Here is a 22,562-nt window from a genome sequence, read left to right as displayed (position 1 = left end):
CTCCAGGGATGATTTGAGTATGGATAGCAGAGCGGCGGTGGCGACGGCGGAGGCCCTTTCGGTATCCTTCGCTGAGCTTGCAGTGGCGGTCCGGGACGGGACCGATTCCAACTGTTCCGGGGACGCTGATCCTATGCGTCGGAGGGCAGATGCATTCCTGGACGGGCTGGCCGAGATCTCACGGCTGGACGCGAGAAGTGCCGCCCTGAAGGCTTGGCTGGCTGCCGGCTACAGCGCCGCTGCCGAGGCTTTGGCGGGCCCTGCAATGTCGCCCGAGGACCATACCGGGCAAGAGATGGCAGTGGTCGCGGAGGTCGCGTGCGTGCTGACGGTCAGTGAACGCGCCGCCAGTGCTCTCCTCGCCGAGGCGCATCAGCTGACCACCGCGCTGCCGCTGACGCTGTCGGCGCTGCAGGCCGGGACGATCTCGTGGCAGCACGCGAGGATCATGGTCGACGAAGCCACCAACCTCGACAGGCCGGGCGCGGCGGCGTTGGAGGCACATTTCCTGGACCCCGACGCGGTGAATCCGGCACGCGGCCCGGCCGGCGAGCTCATCCCCGGAAGATTCCGGCACAAGGCCCGCAACTGGCGGGAACGCCACCACCCCGTCAGCATCGAAAAACGCCACGCCAGGTGTGCCGCCGACCGGCGGGTGGAGTACGCCCCGGACCACGACGGCATGGCCTGGCTCTCCGCGTACCTGCCGGCCGATCAGGCTGCGGGGATCTGGGACCGCGCCACCATCTCCGCGAGAGCGTTGCAGGGACCGGACGAGGACCGGAATCTCAGCCAACTCCGCGCCGACACCGTCGCGACCTGGCTCCTGGGCAACAACATCGCCGGCGCCGGAACCGGTGGCACGACGGCAATGTCCGGCGACATCAGCGAAACGGCCGGCATCGTCAAAATGGGCAGCCTGGCAGCGGGTGACGGTGTTCCGTCGCCGCGGGCACAGGTCCTCATCACGGTCCCGGTCCTGTCACTGCTGGGTGTCACGGACGAACCGGCCACGCTCGACGGATACGGACCGATCCCACCATCCATGGCCCGCCAGCTGATCGCGGACGGCGCGGAGTCCTTCCACCGCGTCCTGACAGATCCCCGCGACGGTGCACCGCTGGAAATCGGACGGACCAGCTACAGGCTCACAAAAGCCCAGCGCCAGTGGCTCCGCCTACGCGACGGGAAGTGCCCGTTCCCCGGCTGCAGCAACCACTCCCTCGACAACGAAGCGGACCACATCCTCGCCTGGGCCCACGGCGGCACCACCGGGATCTCAAATCTCGGCCAGCCCTGCCACAAACACCACAGGCTCCGCCACACCACCGGATGGACACCCGCCACCGCCACCAAGAACGAACCACCCGGCTGGACATCACCCACCGGACGGCACTACAAAAGCGAACACCCTGACTGGGAACCACCCCACTGGCCAGATGGCTTACCGGCAATGGCCGAACAAATGGCCGAACATCCGGAGCCAGCGATCCCCGGACCGCGTCCTGTCCGAACGCCGTGAGCTAGACCGTGACCTCGCTATGCGCCAGCCGTTGCCTGACGACGACCTCCTACGGCCAACATGGCCGCTGACTGAGCGAGTTACTCCGAGTGGGCGCCAATCAGCACGTGTCTATTTGCCGAGGCCAGCCTTGCGGAGGGCCTCTGCCATGGCGGTGTTTACAGGCACCGGATTCGATGCCTGCGGCCGGCCGCCGGACGACTTCGGATCGGGCTTCGAAGTCGATGCGTTGTCGCCGGGGCTCGAGGCCCCGCGTCCGCGCTGCCCACCCGAGTCGCGCCCACCGGAGTCTCGGCGTGCATCTCCCGGACGGCCCCCGGCAGTGCGTCCCCCAGCTGGCCGACCGCTTTCAGGTCGGCCCCCTTCCGAACGCCCGCCCTGCGCCCGCCCACCAGAAGGCGACGGTTCGTCGTCGAGCCTTAGCGTGAGCGAAATCCGTTTCCGCTCCGGATCGGCTTCCAGAACCTTCACGCGGACAACCTGCCCGGACTTCACCACCTCACGGGGATCGGAGACAAAGCGGTTGGCCAGCGCCGACACATGAACCAGGCCGTCCTGGTGCACACCCACGTCCACAAATGCGCCGAACGCGGCCACGTTGGTGACCGTACCCTCAAGCACCATGCCGGGCTTGAGGTCCGAAATCTTCTCGATCCCTTCGGAGAACGTCGCCGCGGCAAAAGCGGGTCGCGGATCGCGGCCGGGTTTGTCCAGCTCCGCCAGGATGTCCTGGACCGTGGGCAGGCCAAAGGTGCCGTCAACGAAAGCGCGGGGATCAAGGGACGACGCCGGCGCCGAGCCCGCGGCCACCAGGATTTTCCGGGCAATCGGATACGCCTCGGGGTGCACGCTCGACGCGTCCAGCGGTTCTGCTCCCCCGGTGATCCGCAGGAAGCCAGCGCACTGCTCAAACGCCTTCGCACCCAGTCGGGGCACCTTCTTCAGCTCGCTGCGCTTGGCAAACGGCCCGTGTTCGTTCCGGTACGCCACGATGTTCTCGCTCAGCAACGGCCCGACGCCGGCAACGCGGCTCAGCAGCGCGGGCGATGCCGTGTTCACATCAACGCCCACCGCGTTCACGCAGTCCTCGACCACCGCGTCCAGGCTGCGGTCCAGCTTCGATGCCGTGACGTCGTGCTGGTACTGCCCCACGCCGATGGACTTGGGATCGATCTTCACCAATTCCGCCAGCGGATCCTGAAGCCGCCGCGCAATGGAAACCGCTCCGCGCAGGGAAACATCCATGCCCGGCAGCTCCGCCGAGGCCAGCGCCGACGCGGAATACACCGACGCCCCGGCCTCGGAAACCACCAGTTTCTGCGGTTTCGTTTCCGCGGCCGGCAGCAGCTTGATCAGTTCCGCGGCAAGCTTGTCCGTCTCCCGGGACGCGGTTCCGTTGCCGATGGCCACCAGCTCCACGTTGTGCTTCCGGGCCAGTCGCACCAACGTTGCGAGGGCCTCGTCCCACTTCCTGGCAGGCGCGTGCGGGTACACGGTGTCGGTGGCCACCACTTTGCCTGTGCCGTCCACGACGGCAACTTTCACGCCTGTCCGGAGTCCCGGGTCCAGTCCAAGAGTGGCGCGGTTTCCGGCGGGTGCAGCCAGGAGCACGTCGCGCAGGTTCGCGGCGAACACGCGGACAGCCTCGTCCTCTGCGTCGGTGAACAGCCGTCCCCGGAGGTCTGCAGTCAGCCGGGCCAGCACGCGCGAGCGCCAGGCAATCTGCGCGGTCTGGATCAGCCACGCGTCGGCGGGACGGCCGCGGTCGGCGACGCCAAGGCACCTGGCCACAGCGGATTCGTAACGGGAACGCGCGGCGGCCAGGGCGTCGTCGTCGTTCGGATCCGCTTCGGCGAGATCCAGCTCCAGGACGCCGTCCTTCTCACCGCGCAACAGCGCAAGCACGCGGTGCGAGGGCATCCCGGTGGGCGCCTGGGCGAACTCAAAGTAATCGGCGAACTTCTGCCCGTCGGACTCCTTGCCCTTCTTCACCCGCGAAACCATCCGCCCCTGCGTCCACAGCCTCTCGCGTAGGGTTGCGGCGAGGTCCGGATCCTGCGCAACCCTCTCTACGAGGATGGAACGGGCGCCGGAGAGCGCGGCGGCCGCGTCATCAATGGAGTGTTCGGCGTTCAGGTACTTGGCAGCCTCGCGTTCCGGGTCCAGGTCGGGCCGCTTCAGCAGCACATCGGCGAGCGGCTCCAACCCGGCTTCACGGGCGATCTGGGCCTTGGTGCGGCGCTTGGACTTGAACGGAAGGTAGATGTCCTCCAGCCGGGACTTGGTGTCCGCGGCAAGGATCGCTGCCTGCAGCTCGGGGGTCAGCTGTCCCTGCGCGGCAATCGCTTCGAGGATAGTACGACGGCGGTCCTCAAGTTCACGGAGGTAGCGCAGGCGTTCGTCGAGCTCGCGCAGCTGCGTGTCATCCAGCGTCCCGGTGGCTTCCTTGCGGTACCGGGCGATGAATGGAACGGTGGACCCGCCGTCGAGCAGGTCCACTGCAGCCTTGACCTGCCAGGTCTTCACGCCAAGCTCGGCGGCGATCTGGGCGTGGATGGCGCTGTCCGGAGTTGGGGCAGACGTGGGGGCGAACGGGACGTGCGGGAGTTGGGTCACCTGAACATTTTGCCCTACGGGCATGGTGGTCTCCAGCGGCGCCCGGCCTGGCAGCCGGCCGGGGTATTCCGCTCCGGGCTGTGAAGTGCTGTAGTTGATATGCCGTCACAGGCAATCACTTCGAGGAAGAGGGCCACCATGCGTGAACTGCTCATCGTCTTTCAGGAAGGATTCGACGAGGCCAACATCACCGTCATGGTCAACGGCAAGGAGGTCCGCCGCGATATGGGCGTGTCCACCAACCCACTGCTGGGAGAAGCCTACGAAACGTCCGTGGAGCTGCCCGCGAAAGGGGCGCAGGTGGGAGTGGAAGTCACCAACCGCGGCCTGAAAGCCATTACCAAAGTCAGCGGAAAGCCCAAAAGCCTGCTCGTCTCCATCGAGGACGACAAGTTGGTGATGCGCGAAGGAACGGGCCGGGAAGCATACCTTTAGCTATTTCCCTAGCAATAATCCATTCACTGGAGTATTCTGGTTTTTACCGCTCAGCACTTGTGAACCTGGGCGGGCCAGCGTTGAAAGATGAGCCAAAACAGCCGTCGGATGGCTAATTGGCGCGGGCTGCCGGGACAGCACACCGAGCAGCCAACGACGGCGGCACCCAAGCCGGGTGCCGCCGTCGTCGTTAATCTCTGGCCGAGGCCACCATTGACCGCTAAGCCGAATACGCGGGGTAGTCCGTGTAACCTACGGAGCCGTCTGCATAAAACGTGGACGGGTCCGGTTCGTTCAGCGGAAGGCTTTCCTTCCAGCGGCGCGCGAGGTCCGGGTTGGCAATGGCGGGGCGCCCCACTACCACAGCGTCTGCATGACCGTCGGCCACCAAGGCGGTTGCTTCCTCCCGAGTGGTTATGGTGCCGAAGCCGGAGTTCACCAGGAACGTGCCGTTGAAGCGCGCCCGGAGATTCTGGACCAGCTCACTGGTGGGCTCGTGGTGCAGGATGCTGACGTAGGCGAGGTTGAGCGGGGCAATGCTGTCCACCAGCACCTCGTAGGTGGCGCGGACATCGGCCGCATCCGTTTCGGCGATGCCCTGGATGCTGTGCTCCGGCGAGATGCGGATGCCCACGCGGCTCGAACCCACCGCAGCCCCCGCGGCGTTGACCGTTTCGATCACAAAGCGGGCCCGGTTCTCCGGCGAGCCGCCGTAGCTGTCGTCGCGGACATTGGAGTTCGGGGCCAGGAATTCGTGCAGAAGGTAGCCGTTGGCCGAGTGCAGTTCCACGCCGTCGAATCCCGCTTCAATGGCGTTGATCGAGCCGGTGACGATTTCCTGCATGACGACGGGCAGCTCGCCTATGGTCAGCGCGTGCGGGACGGGATACGGCTGCTTGCCGGACGGGGTGCGGACCTCGCCCTCGATGGCGATGGCGCTCGGACCAACGATGGTATGTCCGCCGGTGATGTCCGCATGGGAAACCCGTCCGCCGTGCATGATCTGGGCGAAGATCCGGCCGCCTTCAGCGTGCACCGCGTCGGTGACCTTCTTCCAGGCGGCAATCTGCTCCGCGGTCACGAGACCGGGCTGACCCGGGTAGGAGCGTCCAGCGGGGCTCGGGTAGATGCCTTCGCTGACGATGAGTCCCAGGGACGCGCGCTGCCGGTAGTGCTCCACAACCACGGGACCCGGAACACCGTCCTCGCCGGAGCGGAGACGGGTTAGGGGTGCCATTACCAGGCGGTTGGGCAGTTCAAGCTCGCCAAGAGTCAAGGGGGAAAACAGCATGCGCAGTTCCTTTCGAGGTGAATTGGTACTGCTGTGCCCAACTGCGCGGCGCGTGCAAGTATTCCGATGGAGGCGGGGATCACTCTTTGCGGGGGTGGCTTCGGCTTGGTTCCAGGCGTTGCCTGCCGTCATATACGCGTCGTCTGATGCTTCCTACCGGGACGATGCCACGCCGGGGCACCCTTGTCCCTGCGGATTCTGGTTGCAGTCGTCGGCGTAGTTCCTGGTGATGGACCGCCAGACGCTGATCGTCTGCGGTGGTGCGCTGAACTGGCCCTGGCCCGGTATGGGCAGCTGCGGTCCGTTGTTCACGGAATACGTGCCTTGGAAGGACGTCGTGAGGACGACTTGGAAGTCGCCAGTGTCCGCGTAGACGTGGCTCGTTCGGGTCTTTTCACCCCAGCGGTCCTGCGGCAGCGGCCCACCCATGGAAGGTTGCGGACCGAAGACGGTTCCGTCGCCGTAATTCCAGGTGTACTGAACCGGCATGGCAACCACGTGCACCTGCTGTCCGAGCATCGTCACGTCAAACTGTTGCTCGGACGCGTCTGCGTAGAAATTGGTTTCGGCCCCGCGGAGCGTGTTGGGGCTCGGCTGAGCGACCACGGCTCCCGCGTTGATGGGCAGGCTCTCGAACTGCTGCTGGATCTGGGCCGCTATTCGAGGCAGGAGGTCCTCGGGCCGAGCATCGTAGAGACAAGTTGGCCCGGAGTGATGGGTCCAGGCCGGGTTAGGAACGCCGACAGGCGCCTTGAGCCAAATTACGGGAATTCCGTCTACTCCCTCGGGCCCGTTGACACACTCAAGCTGATATCCAAGGCACACCGTATCAAAATCGCCTCCGCCGAGGTGGCACTGAAGCTCATACTTGTAGACGTTTGGATCCTTTTTGGTGTCCCTAGGTTCTTCCGGCCTCATCTTCCCCGTCAAAGGATCGACGACATAAACAATCACGCCGATGCCAGAATTGTGAAAACCGGAGTCTGCGTCGGTCCCCGTTGGCGTCGTATTGGGGGACGGAATGGCAATACCTAGCCCGACTACGAGCATTACTGTCGACAGTCGGTGAACGACCCAGCCCATATTCATTAGCGGAGGGGATGAAGACCGGTAACGCGCCACGCGGCGTCCTGGAAACCAACCAGCAGTACGTTTCCACCATCAGACGCCTCAGTGGGAGCTCTAAATTCCGACCCGCTGGGATCGTAATAGTTAATGGTCGACTGCTGCACCTGGACGATGACCTGGTAGGCCCCATCGGACCCGCGCTCAAATGTAGTCGCTGACGACGGTATGACGATCTTGCCACCTGCGAGCCATCGCCCGCCTTGATAATTGGTGGTCAGCGAGCCCGTTATGTTCGAACAGAATTGACAAGCCGGTGATGTCACCGCTTGGATTCCTGCGATGTCGCCGGTCTGATAGGCATAATTGAGCTGCTCAAACCAGTACGCCGCGAACGCCTCGAGCCCCTCCTTCGTCTCCGTCTTCGCGACCTCCGGCAACACCGGCACCGGCACGTTCTGAGCACGGCCGCTAGCCGAAGCGGGCACATAAGCAGGAGTCGCCGTCGGGGTTGGCGTTGCGCTTGGGCTTGCCGTCGAAGTCGGGGACGCGGACGAGGTGCCCCCAGGATCGCCACCCGCGTTGCAACCGGTCAAAAGCAAAACAGACGCGGCAGCAGCAGCAACAAGGCGCAGGCGCAAACGTCGCGAAGTAGTGGAAGTGATGTGCGATGTCATGGGCAGCTAATCCCCCGATAGTTTCAAGACGCTTCGCTCCGAACAATGACCTTAAGGGTAGCCCAGGACACATTTGAGCGATGAAAGTTATCCACAGCCACCCGCCATCGGTTCTACCACCGTCAAGGAGCAATAAAAAGTCACATGGACAATCGCCCTCCCAGCCCCTTGCGAAACGGATTCCCACGCGCAAACCCTAGAATTCTTCTACCGAACGTAGAAGAATAGGCTGCATGATGTTTACGCACGCAGATGGCAACCCCGTTCTGGAGCTCGACGACGAGCAGTCCTGGAAACTCCTGGAAGCTACCAGCCACGGCCGGCTGGTAGTTTCCGTTGCCGACGAACCGGATATATTTCCCGTCAACTACCTCACCTCGGACCGGAAAATCTACCTCCGCACCGCGCCGGGCAACAAGCTGGCGCAGCTCACCATCAACTCCAGGGTGCTGCTTGAAACGGACGGCATCCTCTCGGACGAAGCCTGGTCCGTGGTGCTGCGGGGAACGGCGCGCGTCCTGACCAACTCAGCCGAGCTCGCCGTCGTCGAGGAGCTCGGCCTGAAATCCTGGGTGCCGACGCTGAAGGATTTCTACGTGGAGATCGTGCCCACGTCCGTCAGCGGCCGCCACTTCGAGCTGGGCGACCAGCCGGAGCGCGAAATCTAGGCGCCCCCAGGCTGGAATCATGGCGGATAGGCTCACTCCCGAGCAGCGCAGCTGGAACATGTCCCGCATCAGGGGCATAAACACCAAGCCGGAACTGCTGGTGCGCCGCCTCCTCCATGCCAAAGGCTACCGCTACCGCTTGCACGGCACGGCCGGCAAAAGCCGCCTGCCCGGCCGACCGGACCTGGTATTCGCCGGCCGGCGAAAGGTCATCTTCATCAACGGCTGCTTCTGGCACTTCCACGACTGCCGCGTAGGCCAGCACGCGCCCAAGGCGAACGCCGCCTTTTGGGAGGCCAAGCGCACCCGCACCAAAAACCGCGACGCCGACCAGCGCCAACAGTTAATGGCCGCCGGCTGGGAGGTGCTCACCGTGTGGGAGTGCGAGTTGAAGGACGGCCCCGCCCTCGAAGCCCACTTGGTGGAGTTCCTCGGCGCCAGCAAATAGCCCGCAAGCCGGCGGCATGCAAGAAACGCCAGCCGGAACTTGAGTCAAACTTGAGCCTTTGCCGCCTCCCGAATTGATCGGCGCCCGCAAAGATGAACTCCTATGAAAAACCCGCAGTCTCCTCAGGAATCCCGCAGTCCTTTTCCCGAACGGCTGCATCCCCAAGTAACAGATTTACTCTGAAAGTGAATACAAAACCAAGTCATATCCCGCTATGGGGGCGGCAGGCGCGAGCGGAAGGGACGGAAATGGCACCATCCGATGACGCAGGGCGCCCCTTGGTAGATCCCTCCGTACTTGACCGGCTGCGGGTCGAACTCGACGAGGACGAGGGCTATTGCAGCGTCTTCGTGGGGAACTTCATCGACTGCCTGCCGTTCCGGATCGGCAAGCTGCGGCTGGCCTTGACCACCGGAGACCTGGATGGGGCCGTGGACGCGATCCTTAGCCTCAAGACTTCGAGCCAGATGGTGGGCGCGGAACGGCTGGCGGGCCTGGCCATGGACCTTGAACGTTCAATCCGGGAAGATTCACCGAGTGCGGAACCTTCCATTGCACTGCCGCAGCTTGCCGTCAACTACCTCCGGCCGATCAACCTGTGCAGCCGCCAGACCCTGCACAGGCTCCAGGCTCAGCGCCCGCCAGGCGCCAACCGGTAGCCCACGCCGCGGACCGTCTGCAGCCAGCGCGGTTGCTGCGGTGAATCACCGAGTTTCTTCCGGAGGTTGCCCATGTGCACCTCCACGGAACGTTCGTCCGCCTCGCTGATGTAACTTCCGACGTCGTAATCCTCGTCCCGGAGCCGACGCACCAAATCCGATTTCGTCCGGACAGTCCGTCCCGCCTCGAGCAGGGCATACAGGAGTTCGAACTCGGTCCGGGTCAGGTTGAGCTCCTGGCCGTCCACGCTGACCGACCGTGAGGCGTAACTCAGCTCCAGTCCGTTGTGGTTGTAATGACCGTTTCCGCTGTCACTAACGGCGTTCGCCGGGCGATCAGCAACGGGAGCGCTCTCCCCCGCGTCCGGAACCGACCGGGGCCGGCGCATCATCGCCGCTATCCGCGCGCGGAGTTCCCGAGGGCGGAACGGCTTGGTGAGGTAGTCGTCGGCACCCGACTCAAGACCGATCAAAGTATCCAGTTCTTCAGCCCGAGCCGTGAGCATCACGATATAGGCATCCGAGAACTCACGGATCTGGCGGGAGACCTCGAACCCGTCAATATCCGGCAGTCCCAAATCCAGCGTTATGACGTCTGGATTCAAGGCTCTCGCAGCTTTAACCCCTTCGGAGCCGCTGCCCGCGACGGTAACGTCAAAACCTGCCTGCGTCAGGACCGCGCGTACCAACTCCCGGATATCCTGATCATCCTCGATGACAAGACCCACTCGTGCTTCGCTCATACCAGCCCCCTCAGCCCCCTCCGCCAGCTTGACAACGTCAGAAGTATAGCCCGCTGCCGATATCCTGCTGGTATGCATTCCCCTATACTCCCACTTCAGGCCGCCGTTTATGAGTGAACCCGTGACGTGGGCCACGGGCCGCCTCAGGTTTTTTCGGCGGCCCTTCCACGAATACCGGCTGACGGACAGGGTGGCCCTGAGCCAGATGCCGCTGTTCGTCACCACACTGCTGGCCGCGGTCCTCGTTTCGGCGTTCTTTCCCGGAAGCATGGACAACCCGCTGTTCGTGGTATTCCTCTTTTCCCAACTTGCCATCATGGTGCTGTGCTACGTGGTGCCATGGGACCGCCTGCCGCACACCACGTTCCTGGTGATCCCGTTGCTGGACTTCATCTCCATTGCGGTGGGCCGTGAAGGAAGCCAGGAAAGCCTCACGGGAATCAGCCTGCTCGCGGTCTTCCCCGTGATCTGGCTCTGCGCCTCCGGATACTACGTCCGCGTGTCACTGTGGCTGTCCTTCATCATGCCGTTGGCGATCATCTGGACGCCAATTTTTATGCGCGGAGACGTCTCCGGACCGAACCTGGCCCGTTCGCTGCTGCTTCCTGTGATGATGCTGGGGATCGGAGTATCTGTCACCATGCTGACGCTCAGCCTGAGACGGCAGCAGCGGATCCTGGAAGAGAAGGACGCGCAGCTCCAGTCCAGCCTGCTCAGCACCAGGCGCCAGGAAGCCTTGCTCAACTCCGTTCTTGACACTGTGCACCTGGGCGTCCTCGCCGTCGACGCAGACGGGCACGACATCCTGATGAACCGGAAGCAGCGCGCCAACCACGAACTTGCCCGCCCGAAGGACGTCGACGATCCGAACGAGTCCCAACTGCTGGTCTTCGCCGCAGACCGTACCACTCTTGTCCCGGTGGCGGAGCGCCCCGTGCGCAGGGCCGTCCTCGGCGAGACCTTTACGGACTATCTGGTCTGGCTGGGCGCAGGCAAAGAGCAGCGCGCCATCACCACCAGCGCCCGGGCCATGAAGGATCCGGACGGAACGTTCGCCGGCTCGGTGATCGTGTTCAGTGATGTGACCGACCTGGTGGACGCCCTGGCCGCCAAGGATGAGTTCGTCTCCAGCGTGTCCCATGAATTCAGGACTCCCCTGACCTCCATCCTGGGCTACGTGGAACTTCTCCTGGAGGACGATCCCGGCAAGGACCAACTGGATCCGCTGAACATCATCAAGCGCAATTCAGAACGGCTCCTCACCTTGGTGTCCGACCTCCTCGCCAGCAGGAACGGCGAACTGATCATGACCCCGCACGCCGTGGACGTCGCCGAACTGGTGCGCGCCAGCGTGTCCGCCGCGATGCCCCGGGCTGACGCCTCCCGCGTGGCGTTGACGGCGGAAACACCAGCAAGGCTGGAGGCCCATGTGGACGGCCCCCGCATCTCCCAGGTGCTGGACAATCTGGTCTCGAACGCGATCAAGTACTCGCCGGACGGCGGCAACGTGGTGGTGTCGTTGCAGCACGACGACGGCCACGTCGCCTGCCGAGTCAGCGATACCGGCATGGGCATGAGCGCCGACGACCAGGCCCACGTGTTCGCCAAGTTCTTCCGGACCAGCAACGTCCGCCGGACAGCTATTCCCGGCGTGGGCCTGGGCCTGCCCATCAGCAAGGCAATCGTGGAGGCCCACGGCGGAACCATCCAGGTGGAGAGCCAACTGGGTCAGGGCACCACATTCACGTTCCGGGTGCCGGTCTAGGTTCCCTGGCGGGCAGTCCGCACAACTTCGCCCCAGGACTGCCGGGCCAGGTCCGCCACCGCTGCCAGGATGTCCGACGGCGGCAGGGACAGATCCAGCGGAAACTCAACAATGTCGATGTCAGTGTTAAGGATCCGCCGCAGTTTCATCTCGCCCGCCCCGGCATAGACCAGCCACGCGGTGGGCACACCCAGGGCGGTGCAGTGGGCGAGCATTTGGTAGTGGTCTGCGGTCAGGGATGCTCCCAGATCAGTGGCGGCCTTGTACTTTGCGTTGTAGGCCACCACGGGGCGTCCGCCCAGCAGGTGCACGGCGTCCGGGCGCACGGACAGCCTGTCGGAATCGTGGACAGCTTCACTGAGGAGAGCGTTGTACTTCAACCGCGTCTCCCCCGGATACGCCGCCATGGCCTCGCGGAGGGCCGTGCCCACAAAGTCCTCGAACACCTGGGCCATGTCCACCACAAACGACGCAGTCTGTTGCTTCCCCTCCCCCGCCTCCGCGGAGGCATTCTTCAGGATCAGCTCAGCGAGGCGCAGCACGGACTGGTAGCGGACGTTCATCCTGCTCGGGGTCCACGGCGGCAGGGGTGCGCCGGATGCAAGGCGGGTGACGGCGTCGAGCTTTCCCTTCAGCTGCCGCAGGCGGCTCAGCACCTCCGGCCGGACGCGTGGAACCTGTCCCATCCGCTCCAGCGCGGCGCGCAGGATCCGGTTTTCGGCGATGTCCTCCGTGAACTCGTCGTAGGACACTTCCAACGGCACCAGCATGCCGGGGCGGCGGGAGATCTGGTCGGAGATCCGGATGCGGCCCTTGACCGTGCGGAGGGACTCGTCAACGGTCAGATAACCCTGCAAAACGCCGCGTCCAAGCGCACGCTCCGCCATTTGCGCCAGTGACTCCGCCAGCGCGCTCCAGAGTTCACGGTCCTCGGCGGCCGCCACGGAATCGGCCCGGAAGCCCTGGTTCCCGGCATAGCTGAGGAGGAATAGGAGCCGGCTCAGCCCCAGCCGGTCCTTGGGGCGCACATCAAGCTGCAGGGTGGCCGTGCGGACCGACCCCACCTTGCCCGCGGGCTCGATCCGGTACAAGCCCATGCCCATCGGGGACGCCTTGGCCAGCCCGCTGGCGTTCACGAAGGCCGCGCTGGCGGCATCCAGGCGTTCCACCGTGCCCTTGGACAGCTCGTCGAGAACCAGATGGCGTGCTGCCTGGCCACGGCCGCTCTGCCCTGCACCGCCTAACGCTGCGCCGCCGTGCGCGGGAGTGTGGGTTGGCTTAGCTGGTAACAAGGCGTCCCAGCAGCTGCTCCAGGCCGAACCGCTCCTCCAGCTGCGCCCGGGTCAGCTGGCCGTGGTAGTGCTCCTCCAGCAGCGGCATCAGCTCGTATTTCCAGATCCGGCGCAGCCCCGCCGGCGTCTGGGCGGCAGACTTCATAAAGTACGACGGGCCGATCATCAGGTCCCGGTCCCACTCATCGATCGCCGCGTTCAGGGCGTCCAGCAGCAGCGCCGGCGTGGTGTCCAGGTCCCTCGCCTGCAGGAACCGCAGCAGCGACCCCTTCACGGGCTCCGTCTGCGGGTGCAGCTCGATGAACGCGAACCGGCGCCGGATGGCGGCATCCATCATGGCGATGGACCGGTCCGCGGTGTTCATGGTGCCGATGATGTACAGGTTGTCGGGCAGCGTAAACGGCTCGTTGGGGCTGTACTGCAGGTAGATCCGGTCGTCACGGTACTCCAGCAGGAAGTACAGCTCGCCGAATACCTTGGCCAGGTTGGCTCGGTTCATCTCGTCAATGATCAGGAAATAGGGCTTCTTCTCGTTCCCGGGCTTGGCGGCTTCCTCGGCCAGCCGGCGCAGCGGCCCCGCCACGAGCTTGAAGGACACCTGGCCCTCGTCCGTCTTGTCCGGCCGGTAGCCCTCGAAAAAGTCCTCATACGCGTACGACGGGTGGAACTGCACCAGCTTCACCCGTTCGTCCGTGCTGTCCTGGGCCAGTTCCGCCGCGAGGTGCTTGGCCAGGTACGTCTTGCCCGTTCCGGGCGGCCCGTACAGGACCAACTGGCGGTTCTCCTCCAGCAGTTCCGCGATCTCCTGCAGCGGCTCAAGGTCCATGTGCAGCGAATCCGCGAAGTCGCGGCTGAGCGGGCGGAAGCCCTCCTGCACAGGGGGCACGACGGCGGCAGGTGCGTCGGCGTCGTCGTCCTCCGGTTCCGCCTCGGCCGGGACGAGCGCCTGGAGCGCCTGCACCACCCTCGTCACGTCGACAACGATCCCCGAGGTGGCCAGCTGGCGCTGGACGTGGCGGGGGAGGTCCGCGGCGGCGTGACCGTCGTCGTCCAGCCAGCGCACCTTCCGCCGCAGGCGGCGGTTGTCGTCGTTGTGCTCGGGCTCGCCCAGCACGACGCCCAGCCGCACGGTGCCGGCGTGCTGGAACAGAACCAGGTCGCCCGGCTTCATGACGGTCAGGAAGGCGAACACCGCCGTTTTGGTGTCCTCCCGCTCCACGTAGCCCAGGTGCTTGTAGTCCTCGTCCACCGCGTGCTGCACCAGCCCCGCGGTCACGCCGGGGTCCAGGTGGCGGAGATGTTCGACGTCGAGCGTCACCTTCTCCTCGTCCTGCCACGCGGTCAGGAGTTCAGCGTTGTCGCTGTGGGTACGCAGCAGCCACGCGCGTCGGCCGGGGTCCCCCACTTTGCGCCACTGGCTGACCAGCTGGCGGGCGTACCAGTCGATGCGCTGGCCCGCCTGTTCATCCAGGTGCAGGCGGATCCGGTTAATGTCAGCGGTGATTTCCTCGTCGGAATCGCCCTTGGCCCCGCCCACCAGGGACGCGAAGGCGTCGCGGATTTCCTGCCGCTCCACGTCCGCCACCACCGGCTCGAAGTAGCTGGGCCAGGCCAGGTACTCGATGCTGCGGCGGATGGCGGGCTGGTCCGTCGGGGTCCCCGCGGCAAGCTCATGGAACTTCAGCGGGTCCTTCAGCGCCTTGGCGATGGCCGCCGGAACCTGCTGGTCCACATGCTGCACAAACCGGCAGAGCCACTTCAGGTGGTCCCAGATGGTCCAGTTGAATTCGGCGGTGCGGTCCCTGATCACGCCGTGGTCCGTCATGCCCTTGTACAGCTCCTCGGGCAGCTCCAGCGGCGGCTCCAGCGCTGTCTCCAGCCAGGACGCGGCCTCCGCCACGCGGGCACGTTTGACCTTCAGCGACTTGACCTCGTGCGCCAGGGGCAGCGACTGCAGGAAGAGCAGCTCCACGGCCAGTTGCTTGGCCTCCCGGGAGGCGTCCTCGAGGTTCTGCCGGAGGTTGGTCATCATGGGCGCCTTGGCATCCGCCGCTCCCCGGTCCAGGCGTTCCAGCAGCTCCGCCGCGGCCTCCGCAGTCCAGGTCAGGGTGTTCCCGTCCAGAGCCGAGGGCTTGCCCTGCAGGCCAGGTCCCAGCACAAACCAGGCCGCGTCCTCGATCTCCTTTGAGACACCGAGGGCGCGGTGCATGGCAGTCTTGGGATTTGGGGTCATGCGTTCAAATTTACAGGCTCAAACTGGGTGCCTGCTCCGATGACCCTCTGGACGTGAGGTTCGGAGGGGTGCTATTTGGCCGCTCCGAGCCTGGCTCCGGGCCGCTTGCGCCCCAGAATGAAGTAGCCCATCGGCCCAATGAAATTGATCAGGGCGGCCACCCGCCAGGCCGCCTTTGGCCCGTTGATTTGCGCCGCGGGGCGCTTGGAGATGTCGCGCTGGGCGGCCAGCATCAGCGCCACCTGCCCTATCCCGATGACCACGAATCCCGCCCGTGCCGCCGGTGACATCTCTTTCCAGGTTTTTTTGTTTTTCTTGGCCATGGTCAACGCTCTCCTTAGTGGGTATTTCCAGTTTCCGGCGTGCGCCGTGCCTGCGCAACGGGTGCGCAGGCACAGTGCCGTGCGGTTCAAAACGTAACGGCTCAAACGGTGAACGGCGCCAGCCGCTCCTTCTGCTCCGGCGTCAGGCGAAGGACGCGGCCGGAAGCTTCGTCCACAAACGCCAGATGGCTGCTGGCCCGGACGCACTCCTCCCGCGTGACCGGGTCCTGCACCACGTAGTGGATGTCGAAACTGGCGCCCTTCACCGCGCCGATCCACACCTGGACCACAGCCGGGACATTGCGGTATTCCAACGTCCTGACGTAGCGGATCTTGTGGTCCACCACCAGCGCCAGAGTGCCCTCCGGAACGTCGTTGAAGAGCGACACTTCCGGTTCGATGCCGGGCAGTCCGGCACCCCGGGGAGGCCCGAATGCTGCGATCCGGGCTTCCTCGAGCATCCTGACAATCTGGACGTTGTTGATATGCCCATAGGCGTCCATGTCGCCCCAGCGCATCGGGACCAGGACCTCGATGCGCCGGGCGGTTCCGGTTCCCGGCGCGCTCAGCTGTGGACCGCCGTCGAATCGTCCACAACGGTTTCCTCAACATCGGAACCGGCGAACTGGGACATGTACAGCCGGTAGTAGGCACCCTCAGCCCCCAGCAGCGTCTTGTGGTTGCCCTGCTCCACGATCTTGCCGTTCTCCATCACCAGGATGGTGTCGGCGTCGCGGATCGTGGAGAGCCGGTGCGCGATCACAAAGCTGGTGCGGTCCGTCCGCAGCGCCGCCATGGCCTTCTGGACCAGCAGCTCGGTGCGTGTATCCACCGAGCTGGTGGCCTCGTCCAGGATGAGCAGCGACGGGTTGGCCACAAATGCGCGGGCGATGGTGATCAGCTGCTTTTCACCGGCACTGACGTTGTTGCCTTCTTCATCGATCACGGTGTCGTAGCCCTCCGGCAGGGCGCGCACAAAGCGGTCCACGAAGGTGGCCTTGGCGGCTGCCATGACCTGCTCCTCGGTGGCGTCCAGGTTGCCGTACCGGATGTTGTCGTAAATGGACCCGCCAAACAGCCACGCGTCCTGGAGCACCATGCCAACCTTGGACCGCAGTTCGGACCGGCTCAGGTGCGTGACATCCACGCCGTCCAGGGTGATGGACCCCGAATTGAGCTCGTAGAAGCGCATCACCAGGTTCACCAGGGTGGTTTTGCCGGCCCCGGTGGGACCAACAATTGCCACGGTGTGCCCCGGTTCCGCCGTGAAGGACAGGTTTTCGATCAGCGGCCTGTCCTCGGTGTAGCTGAACGTGACGTCCTTGAACTCCACATGCCCGTCGGTCTTGGCCGGCAGGTGCTCGGTGGCGGTCTCGGAGTCCTGCTCATCGGCGTCGAGGAATTCAAAGACCCGCTCCGAGGACGCGACGCCGGACTGCAGCATGTTGGCCATGCCGGCCATCTGGCCCAGCGGCTGGGTGAACTCGCGCGAGTACTGGATGAACGCCGTGGCGTCGCCGAGGGACATCGAGCCCGAGGCCACCCGGAGGCCACCCACGACGGCGATGCCCACATAGCTGAGGTAGGAAACGAACTGCATGACGGGGAAGATCATGCCGGAGACGAACTGGGCTCCGAAGCTGGCCTTGTAGAGGGCCTCATTCCGCTCTTCGAAGCGTTCCAGCATGTCAGCGTCACGGCCGAAGACCCGCACAAGGTCGTGCCCGGAGAAGGATTCCTCGATCTGGCCGTTCAGCTCGCCCGTGTTCTTCCATTGGGCGGCGAAGAGCTTCTGGCTGCGCGAGCCGATCAGGCCGGCAGCCACACCGGACAGCGGCAGCGCCACGAGTGCGATGAGAGCGAGCTGCCAGGAGACGATGAACATCATGATGACGATGCCGATCACTGTCAGCAACGAGCTGATCAGCTGTGCGAACGCCTGCTGCAGCGCCTGCTGGACGTTGTCGACGTCGTTCGTCACCCGGGAGAGGACGTCGCCGCGCTGGCGGGTGTCGAAGTAGTTCAGCGGGAGCCGGTTCAGCTTCTTTTCGGTGTCGTCCCGGAGCCTGCGGATCACTTTCATGACGATGCGGTTCAGCACGTAGCCCTGCAGCCAGAGGAAGATGTTGGCCACAAAGTACATCAGCAGCACTATGGCGATCAGGACTGAGAGTTTCTGAAAGTTGATCCCGGTGCCGGGAACCAGCTCCATCCGCGACACCATGTCCGCGAAGTTGTCCTGCCCCCGCTGGCGCAGGCCTTCAACGAACTCGTCCTTGCTGGCGCCCGCGGGGAGTTGCTTGCCAACCACACCGCCGAAGATGACGTCCATGGCCTGGCCCAGGATCCTGGGGGCGATGACGTTCAGGACCACCGAGACCACCACCAGGGTCACCACGGCGTAAATGCCAACAGCCTCAGGCTTCAGGAGCCCCAGCAGGCGCTTCGCCGAGGGCCAGAAGTGCTCGGCCTTCTTGGCGGGCATGCCGCCGAACATGTCGCCGTCGGCTTCGGAGGGCTTGTATTCCTCCTCGAAGAAATCGTCGTCCTCCAGGAGCTCCTCGTGGGTTGCGGTGCCTGCTTCCTTGACCTCAGGCGGTGTTGAGTCCCTCTTGGCGGCGCTCATGCCATTTCCTCCACGCTCAGCTGGGATTCAACAATTTCCTGGTAGGTGGGTGAGGTTTCCAGGAGTTCCTCATGCGTTCCGCGGTCCACGATCCGGCCGTTGTCCAGGACCAGGATCTGGTCTGCGTCGGTGATGGTGGAGATCCGTTGGGCCACGATGATGACCGTGGCGTCGGCGGTGGTCTGTTTCAGCGCGGCGCGGAGCCTGGCATCGGTTGCGACGTCCAGCGCCGAGAACGAATCGTCAAAGAGGTAGACCTTGGGTTTGGTGATCAACGCGCGGGCGATGCAGAGCCGCTGCCGCTGGCCGCCGGAGACGTTGGTGCCGCCCTGCGCGATGCGGGCGTTCAGTCCGTTCTTCTTCTCTCGGACAAAGCCCTCGCCCTGGGCGATCTGCAGCGCGTCCCAGAGTTCCTGGTCCGTGGCCTCCGTCTTGCCGAAGCGCAGGTTGTGCTCGATGGTGCCTGAGAAGAGGTACGGCCGCTGCGGTACCAGGGCCACGCGCTTGGTGATCTCGTCCCGGTCCAGGTTGCTGACGGAGACGCCGTCCAGGAGGACTTCGCCCTCGGCGATGTCGTACAGGCGCGGCAGCAGGGCCAGCAGCGAGGTTTTGCCTGCACCGGTGGAACCGATGATGGCAACGGTCTCGCCCGGCTTGGCGGTGAAGCTGATGTTGCTCAGCACCGGCGTCTCGGCACCGGGGTAGGCAAAGGTGACGTTCCGGTATTCCACTACCCCGGCCAGCGTGGCGGGAGTCTCAGGACGTTCGGGATCGTGGATGGAGGGTTCGACGTCGAGCACTTCACCGATGCGGTCCGCGCAGACCGAGGCGCGCGGGATCATCATGGCCATAAACGTGCCCATCATGACGGCGATGAGGATCTGGAGCAGGTACTGCAGGAAGGCGGTCAGGGCGCCCACCTGCATGTCGCCTGAATCCACGCGCTGGCCGCCGAACCACAGCACCGCGGCTGTGGACAGGTGCAGGATCATGCCGATGGCCGGGAACATCAGGACAAACAGGGCCCCGATTTTCAGGGAGACGTCGGTCAGGTCCTTGTTGGCAACGCCGAATCGTTCGGTTTCATAGGGTTCGCGGACAAATGCGCGGACTACGCGGATGCCAATGATCTGCTCGCGAAGGACGGCGTTGATGCGGTCGATCTTCTTCTGCATGGAACGGAACAGGGGCATCAGCCGGACCACCAGGTAGCCCACCACGACGATCAGTACGGGCACGGAGACCCAGACCAGCCATGACAGGCTGATGTCCTCGCGCAGCGCCATGATGATGCCGCCGATGCACATGATGGGGGTGGCCACCATGAAGTTCAGTCCCATCAGCACGAGCATCTGGACCTGCTGGACGTCGTTGGTGCCGCGGGTGATGAGGGTGGGGGCGCCGAACGTGTTCACGTCCTTGGCGGAGAAACTGGTGACCTTGCGGAACACCCCTCGGCGCAGATCGCGGCCCACAGCCATGGCCGTTTTGGAGCCGTAGTAAACGCCGGCGATGGCGGTACCCACCTGGACAATGGCCACCAGCAGCATCACGGACCCGGTCCGCCAAATGAAATCCGTGTCCCCGCGGGAAACGCCTTCGTCGATGATCTGGGCGTTGAGGCTGGGAAGGTAGAGCGCTGCGATGGTGGACGCCAGTTGGAACACAACGACGGCCACGATGTATGGCATGTACGGTTTGGAGTAGCGCCGTATGAGGGTGAGGAGCATGCCCGTGAATCCTTAGGAAGAGAGCGCGAAACGATGAGGATAAGTAGTAACAGACCGGGCTGACATTTCTCAGCCTACCCACTCTACGAAATCCGTTGCCCGGGCGAAACATCTACGGTAAATATCATCCGATCGGCGTACTCCCCCACATGTTCCTCCCCACTCACCTGCGCGAACGGACACTTGCGGCCACGGATCCGTGGGGCCTCAGGTGTCCGTTCGCGCCCAGGTCAGCGACCGGCGGAGGCGAGTTCCGGCGTCGTGCTTTCAACGCTGGCGCTGGCCGCGGCGCCTGCCCCCGCCGCCGCCCCTGGTTCGGCCTCCGGCTGGATGTCCACGGTGCGCCGCAGCGGGCGCTCCTTGATGAACAGGACCGAGATCAGGGCTACCACCGCAACGCCGGCGGAGATCAGGAAGACCTCGGCGGTGGCATCGCCGTAAGCGGCGCGCATGATCTCCCGGACCGGTGCGGGCATGTCAACGAGGTCCATGCTGGCCCCCGCCGACCCGCCCGCAACCGGGATACCGGCCGCAGCCAGACCCTGCGTGGCGAGTTCGCTGACCCGGCTGCTGAGGACGGCGCCGATCACGGACACACCGATCGCGCCGCCCACCGAACGGAAGAAGGCAACAGACGCGCTGGCCGAACCGATGTCGGACGCCCGGACCGTGTTCTGCACTGCCAGAACCAGATTCTGCATCAGCATGCCGAGGCCCACGCCCAGGATGGCCGTGAAGATCCCGGCCTGCCACAGTTCGGTGGTGTGGTCCATGGTCCCTGCGAGGCCGAGGCCGCCGATCAGCAGGATGGACCCGCCGATCAGGTAGCCCTTCCACCTGCCCGTGCGGCTGATGAGCAGGCCGGAAACGACCGAACCGGTGAGGTTGCCGGCGATCATCGGAAGTGTCAGGAGCCCGGCTTCGGTAGGCGACGCGCCGCGGGCTACCTGGAAGTACTGGCCCAGGAAGGTGGTTGAACCGAACATCGCGATGCCCACGGCCACCGAAGCGATAATGGCCAAAGCGGTGGTGCGTTCGGAGATGATCTTCAGCGGGATGATGGGCTGCTCCACCTTGGACTCCACCAGCACCAGCAGGGCCAACAAAACCACACCGCCGCCCACCATGGCGGCCGATTGCCAGGAAACCCAGTCGTAGTAGGAAGGGTTTCCGGCGAAGGAAACCCAGATCAGGAGCAGGCTGACGCCGGAGGTCAGCAGGATGGAGCCAAGCCAGTCGATCTTGATGTGGCGTTTGCTGTGCTCGATTTTCAGGGTGATCTGGAGCAGGATAAGCGCGACGACGGCGAGCGGCACGCAGACGAAGAAAGTCCAACGCCAGCCCAGCGGGCTGTCCACGATGAATCCCCCGAACAGCGGGCCGCCGGCAGTGCCTACCGCCATCACGGCACCCATGTAGCCGGAGTATTTGCCGCGGTCCCGCGGCGGGATCATGGTGCCGATGATGGCCTGCGCCAGCGCGGTGAGCCCGCCCATGGCCACGCCCTGGATAACGCGGGCGGTGAGCAGCAGCGGGATGGTCTCGGAGAGTCCGGCCATGACGGAGCCGGCCACAAAGATGACAATGCTCAGCTGGACCAGGATCTTCTTGTTGAAGAGGTCGGACAGCTTGCCCCAGATGGGGGTGGTGACGGCGTTGGCCAGAAGGGCGGCGGTGATCACCCAGGCGAAGTCGGTCTGGGTGCCGTGCAGATCGGACATGATGGTGGGCAACGCATTGGCCACGATGGTGCTGCTGAGGATGGCGGTGAAGAACGCCGCGAGGAGCCCGGTCAGGGCTTCCATGATCTGGCGGTGCGTCATCGCCAAGGGCGGTGCGGCGGGTTGGCTCGACATATCAGTGCTCCTGGAGGTTCTGGGGTGCAGCGGCTGGTGCCGCGGTTGAAGGTGCCGGGAGTGCATGCGCCCGGGCTGAATGCTTGAGGGACTCCGAGAGTTTTGTCAGGATCCGTGCCGTGTCTTCGGCATCCTCCTGGCTCCAATCGCTGAGGTACTCCTGCAGCGTGGCCGTGCGGCGCTCTTCGATCTTCCGGAGCTTGTCAGCGCCGGCCGGCGACAGGGCAACCAACTGGGCGCGGCCGTCGTCGGGATCCTGCCGCCGGATGACGTAACCCTGCTCTTCCAGGTCCGCGATGTGGCGGCTGAGGACGGGGGCGCTGACGCCGAGCCGCTCCGCCAGGTGGGTGGCGCGCGATTCCCCTTCCCCCACGAACCTGAGCACGCCCTGCAGCGCAACCCCGGTGTCCTGTCCGCGGAAGCTCGCCGCAGCGACACATCGGACCACTCTTTGGAGATCGAAGATGCGGTAGACAAGGTCCGCTGCGGTGTCCGGGGCGACTGCCATGGCTGAGCTCTTCTCTTTTGTTTGCCTAAGGCAACTATATACATAAATGATTGCTTTGGGAAACTAAAGAGCTGGGCGCGGTGGCACACACCCTTACAACAAAAG

General features: G+C 64.6%; 19 protein-coding genes. 6 read left to right on the top strand and 13 right to left on the bottom strand.

Translation table 11 applies throughout. The annotated features are described in order from the left end of the window. The first annotated feature begins 19 nt into the window (after nucleotides 1-19). Complete coding sequence (locus tag ASG77_RS14710) at nucleotides 20-1,522, top strand: HNH endonuclease signature motif containing protein (protein ID WP_082576063.1); 1,503 nt, start codon at nucleotides 20-22, stop codon at nucleotides 1,520-1,522. 111 nt (nucleotides 1,523-1,633) lie between these two features. On the opposite strand, the gene ASG77_RS14705 is transcribed toward ASG77_RS14710, so the two are convergent. Beyond that, a complete protein-coding gene (locus ASG77_RS14705; protein ID WP_056346785.1) occupies nucleotides 1,634-4,138 on the bottom strand; it encodes a Tex family protein in 2,505 nt (834 codons plus the stop codon). Between the two features lie 138 nt (nucleotides 4,139-4,276). Here ASG77_RS14705 and ASG77_RS14700 point away from each other — a divergent pair, with 138 nt between their 5' ends. Beyond that, nucleotides 4,277-4,573 carry a hypothetical protein gene (locus ASG77_RS14700; protein ID WP_056346782.1) on the top strand — a complete coding sequence of 99 codons (297 nt, stop codon included), beginning with the start codon at nucleotides 4,277-4,279 and terminating at the stop codon, nucleotides 4,571-4,573. A 220-nt stretch (nucleotides 4,574-4,793) separates the two neighbouring features. Here the strand turns inward: ASG77_RS14700 and ASG77_RS14695 are convergent, their stop codons facing one another. From ASG77_RS14695 to ASG77_RS14685, 3 genes are all read right to left on the bottom strand, one after another. Continuing rightward, the gene (locus ASG77_RS14695) at nucleotides 4,794-5,864 is read right to left on the bottom strand and encodes an alkene reductase (protein WP_056346780.1); all 1,071 of its coding nucleotides are present in this window, start codon (nucleotides 5,862-5,864) and stop codon (nucleotides 4,794-4,796) included. A 153-nt stretch (nucleotides 5,865-6,017) separates the two neighbouring features. Next, nucleotides 6,018-6,470, bottom strand: coding sequence for a PKD domain-containing protein (locus tag ASG77_RS14690; RefSeq protein WP_235564554.1), 453 nt, complete (start codon nucleotides 6,468-6,470; stop codon nucleotides 6,018-6,020). Between the two features lie 482 nt (nucleotides 6,471-6,952). Next, a complete protein-coding gene (locus tag ASG77_RS14685; protein ID WP_156380333.1) occupies nucleotides 6,953-7,606 on the bottom strand; it encodes a DUF6318 family protein in 654 nt (217 codons plus the stop codon). A 233-nt stretch (nucleotides 7,607-7,839) separates the two neighbouring features. On the opposite strand from ASG77_RS14685, the gene ASG77_RS14680 reads away from it, so the two are divergent. The 3 genes from ASG77_RS14680 (at nucleotide 7,840) to ASG77_RS14670 (ending at nucleotide 9,381) form a co-directional block, all read left to right on the top strand. Further along, on the top strand, nucleotides 7,840-8,274 hold the full coding sequence (locus ASG77_RS14680; protein WP_056346776.1) for a pyridoxamine 5'-phosphate oxidase family protein: 435 nt from the start codon (nucleotides 7,840-7,842) through the stop codon (nucleotides 8,272-8,274). A gap of 19 nt (nucleotides 8,275-8,293) precedes the next feature. Continuing rightward, complete coding sequence (locus ASG77_RS14675) at nucleotides 8,294-8,722, top strand: very short patch repair endonuclease (protein WP_056346774.1); 429 nt, start codon at nucleotides 8,294-8,296, stop codon at nucleotides 8,720-8,722. A gap of 248 nt (nucleotides 8,723-8,970) precedes the next feature. After that, the gene (locus ASG77_RS14670; protein ID WP_056346772.1) at nucleotides 8,971-9,381 is read left to right on the top strand and encodes an Hpt domain-containing protein; all 411 of its coding nucleotides are present in this window, start codon (nucleotides 8,971-8,973) and stop codon (nucleotides 9,379-9,381) included. On the opposite strand, the gene ASG77_RS14665 is transcribed toward ASG77_RS14670, so the two are convergent. Next, complete coding sequence (locus tag ASG77_RS14665) at nucleotides 9,354-10,124, bottom strand: response regulator transcription factor (protein ID WP_200950775.1); 771 nt, start codon at nucleotides 10,122-10,124, stop codon at nucleotides 9,354-9,356. The two genes, ASG77_RS14670 and ASG77_RS14665, sit on opposite strands and share 28 nt — an antisense overlap. A gap of 109 nt (nucleotides 10,125-10,233) precedes the next feature. On the opposite strand from ASG77_RS14665, the gene ASG77_RS14660 reads away from it, so the two are divergent. Continuing rightward, on the top strand, nucleotides 10,234-11,889 hold the full coding sequence (locus tag ASG77_RS14660; RefSeq protein ID WP_056346771.1) for an ATP-binding protein: 1,656 nt from the start codon (nucleotides 10,234-10,236) through the stop codon (nucleotides 11,887-11,889). Here the strand turns inward: ASG77_RS14660 and ASG77_RS14655 are convergent. From ASG77_RS14655 to ASG77_RS14620, 8 genes are all read right to left on the bottom strand, one after another. Next, the gene (locus ASG77_RS14655; RefSeq protein ID WP_056347322.1) at nucleotides 11,886-13,088 is read right to left on the bottom strand and encodes a 5-methylcytosine restriction system specificity protein McrC; all 1,203 of its coding nucleotides are present in this window, start codon (nucleotides 13,086-13,088) and stop codon (nucleotides 11,886-11,888) included. The genes ASG77_RS14660 and ASG77_RS14655 overlap by 4 nt on opposite strands. 79 nt (nucleotides 13,089-13,167) lie before the next feature. Further along, complete coding sequence (locus ASG77_RS14650; protein WP_056346769.1) at nucleotides 13,168-15,414, bottom strand: McrB family protein; 2,247 nt, start codon at nucleotides 15,412-15,414, stop codon at nucleotides 13,168-13,170. Between the two features lie 71 nt (nucleotides 15,415-15,485). Further along, nucleotides 15,486-15,737 carry a PLDc N-terminal domain-containing protein gene (locus tag ASG77_RS14645; protein ID WP_056347319.1) on the bottom strand — a complete coding sequence of 84 codons (252 nt, stop codon included), beginning with the start codon at nucleotides 15,735-15,737 and terminating at the stop codon, nucleotides 15,486-15,488. Nucleotides 15,738-15,838: 101 nt separating this feature from the next. Then, a complete protein-coding gene (locus tag ASG77_RS14640) occupies nucleotides 15,839-16,255 on the bottom strand; it encodes an acyl-CoA thioesterase (RefSeq protein ID WP_056346767.1) in 417 nt (138 codons plus the stop codon). Nucleotides 16,256-16,302: 47 nt separating this feature from the next. Then, complete coding sequence (locus ASG77_RS14635; RefSeq protein WP_056346765.1) at nucleotides 16,303-18,363, bottom strand: ABC transporter ATP-binding protein; 2,061 nt, start codon at nucleotides 18,361-18,363, stop codon at nucleotides 16,303-16,305. Further along, complete coding sequence (locus ASG77_RS14630) at nucleotides 18,360-20,093, bottom strand: ABC transporter ATP-binding protein (RefSeq protein WP_056346763.1); 1,734 nt, start codon at nucleotides 20,091-20,093, stop codon at nucleotides 18,360-18,362. The genes ASG77_RS14635 and ASG77_RS14630 overlap by 4 nt, the downstream gene beginning before the upstream one ends. A 230-nt stretch (nucleotides 20,094-20,323) precedes the next feature. After that, the gene (locus ASG77_RS14625; RefSeq protein WP_235564553.1) at nucleotides 20,324-21,949 is read right to left on the bottom strand and encodes an MFS transporter; all 1,626 of its coding nucleotides are present in this window, start codon (nucleotides 21,947-21,949) and stop codon (nucleotides 20,324-20,326) included. Between the two features lies 1 nt (nucleotide 21,950). Beyond that, on the bottom strand, nucleotides 21,951-22,457 hold the full coding sequence (locus ASG77_RS14620) for a MarR family winged helix-turn-helix transcriptional regulator (protein WP_056346760.1): 507 nt from the start codon (nucleotides 22,455-22,457) through the stop codon (nucleotides 21,951-21,953). Nucleotides 22,458-22,562: the final 105 nt, after the last annotated feature.

Source organism: Arthrobacter sp. Soil762, assembly GCF_001428335.1.
GTDB lineage: Bacteria > Actinomycetota > Actinomycetes > Actinomycetales > Micrococcaceae > Arthrobacter.
This window is presented reverse-complemented; position numbering and strand designations above follow the sequence as displayed.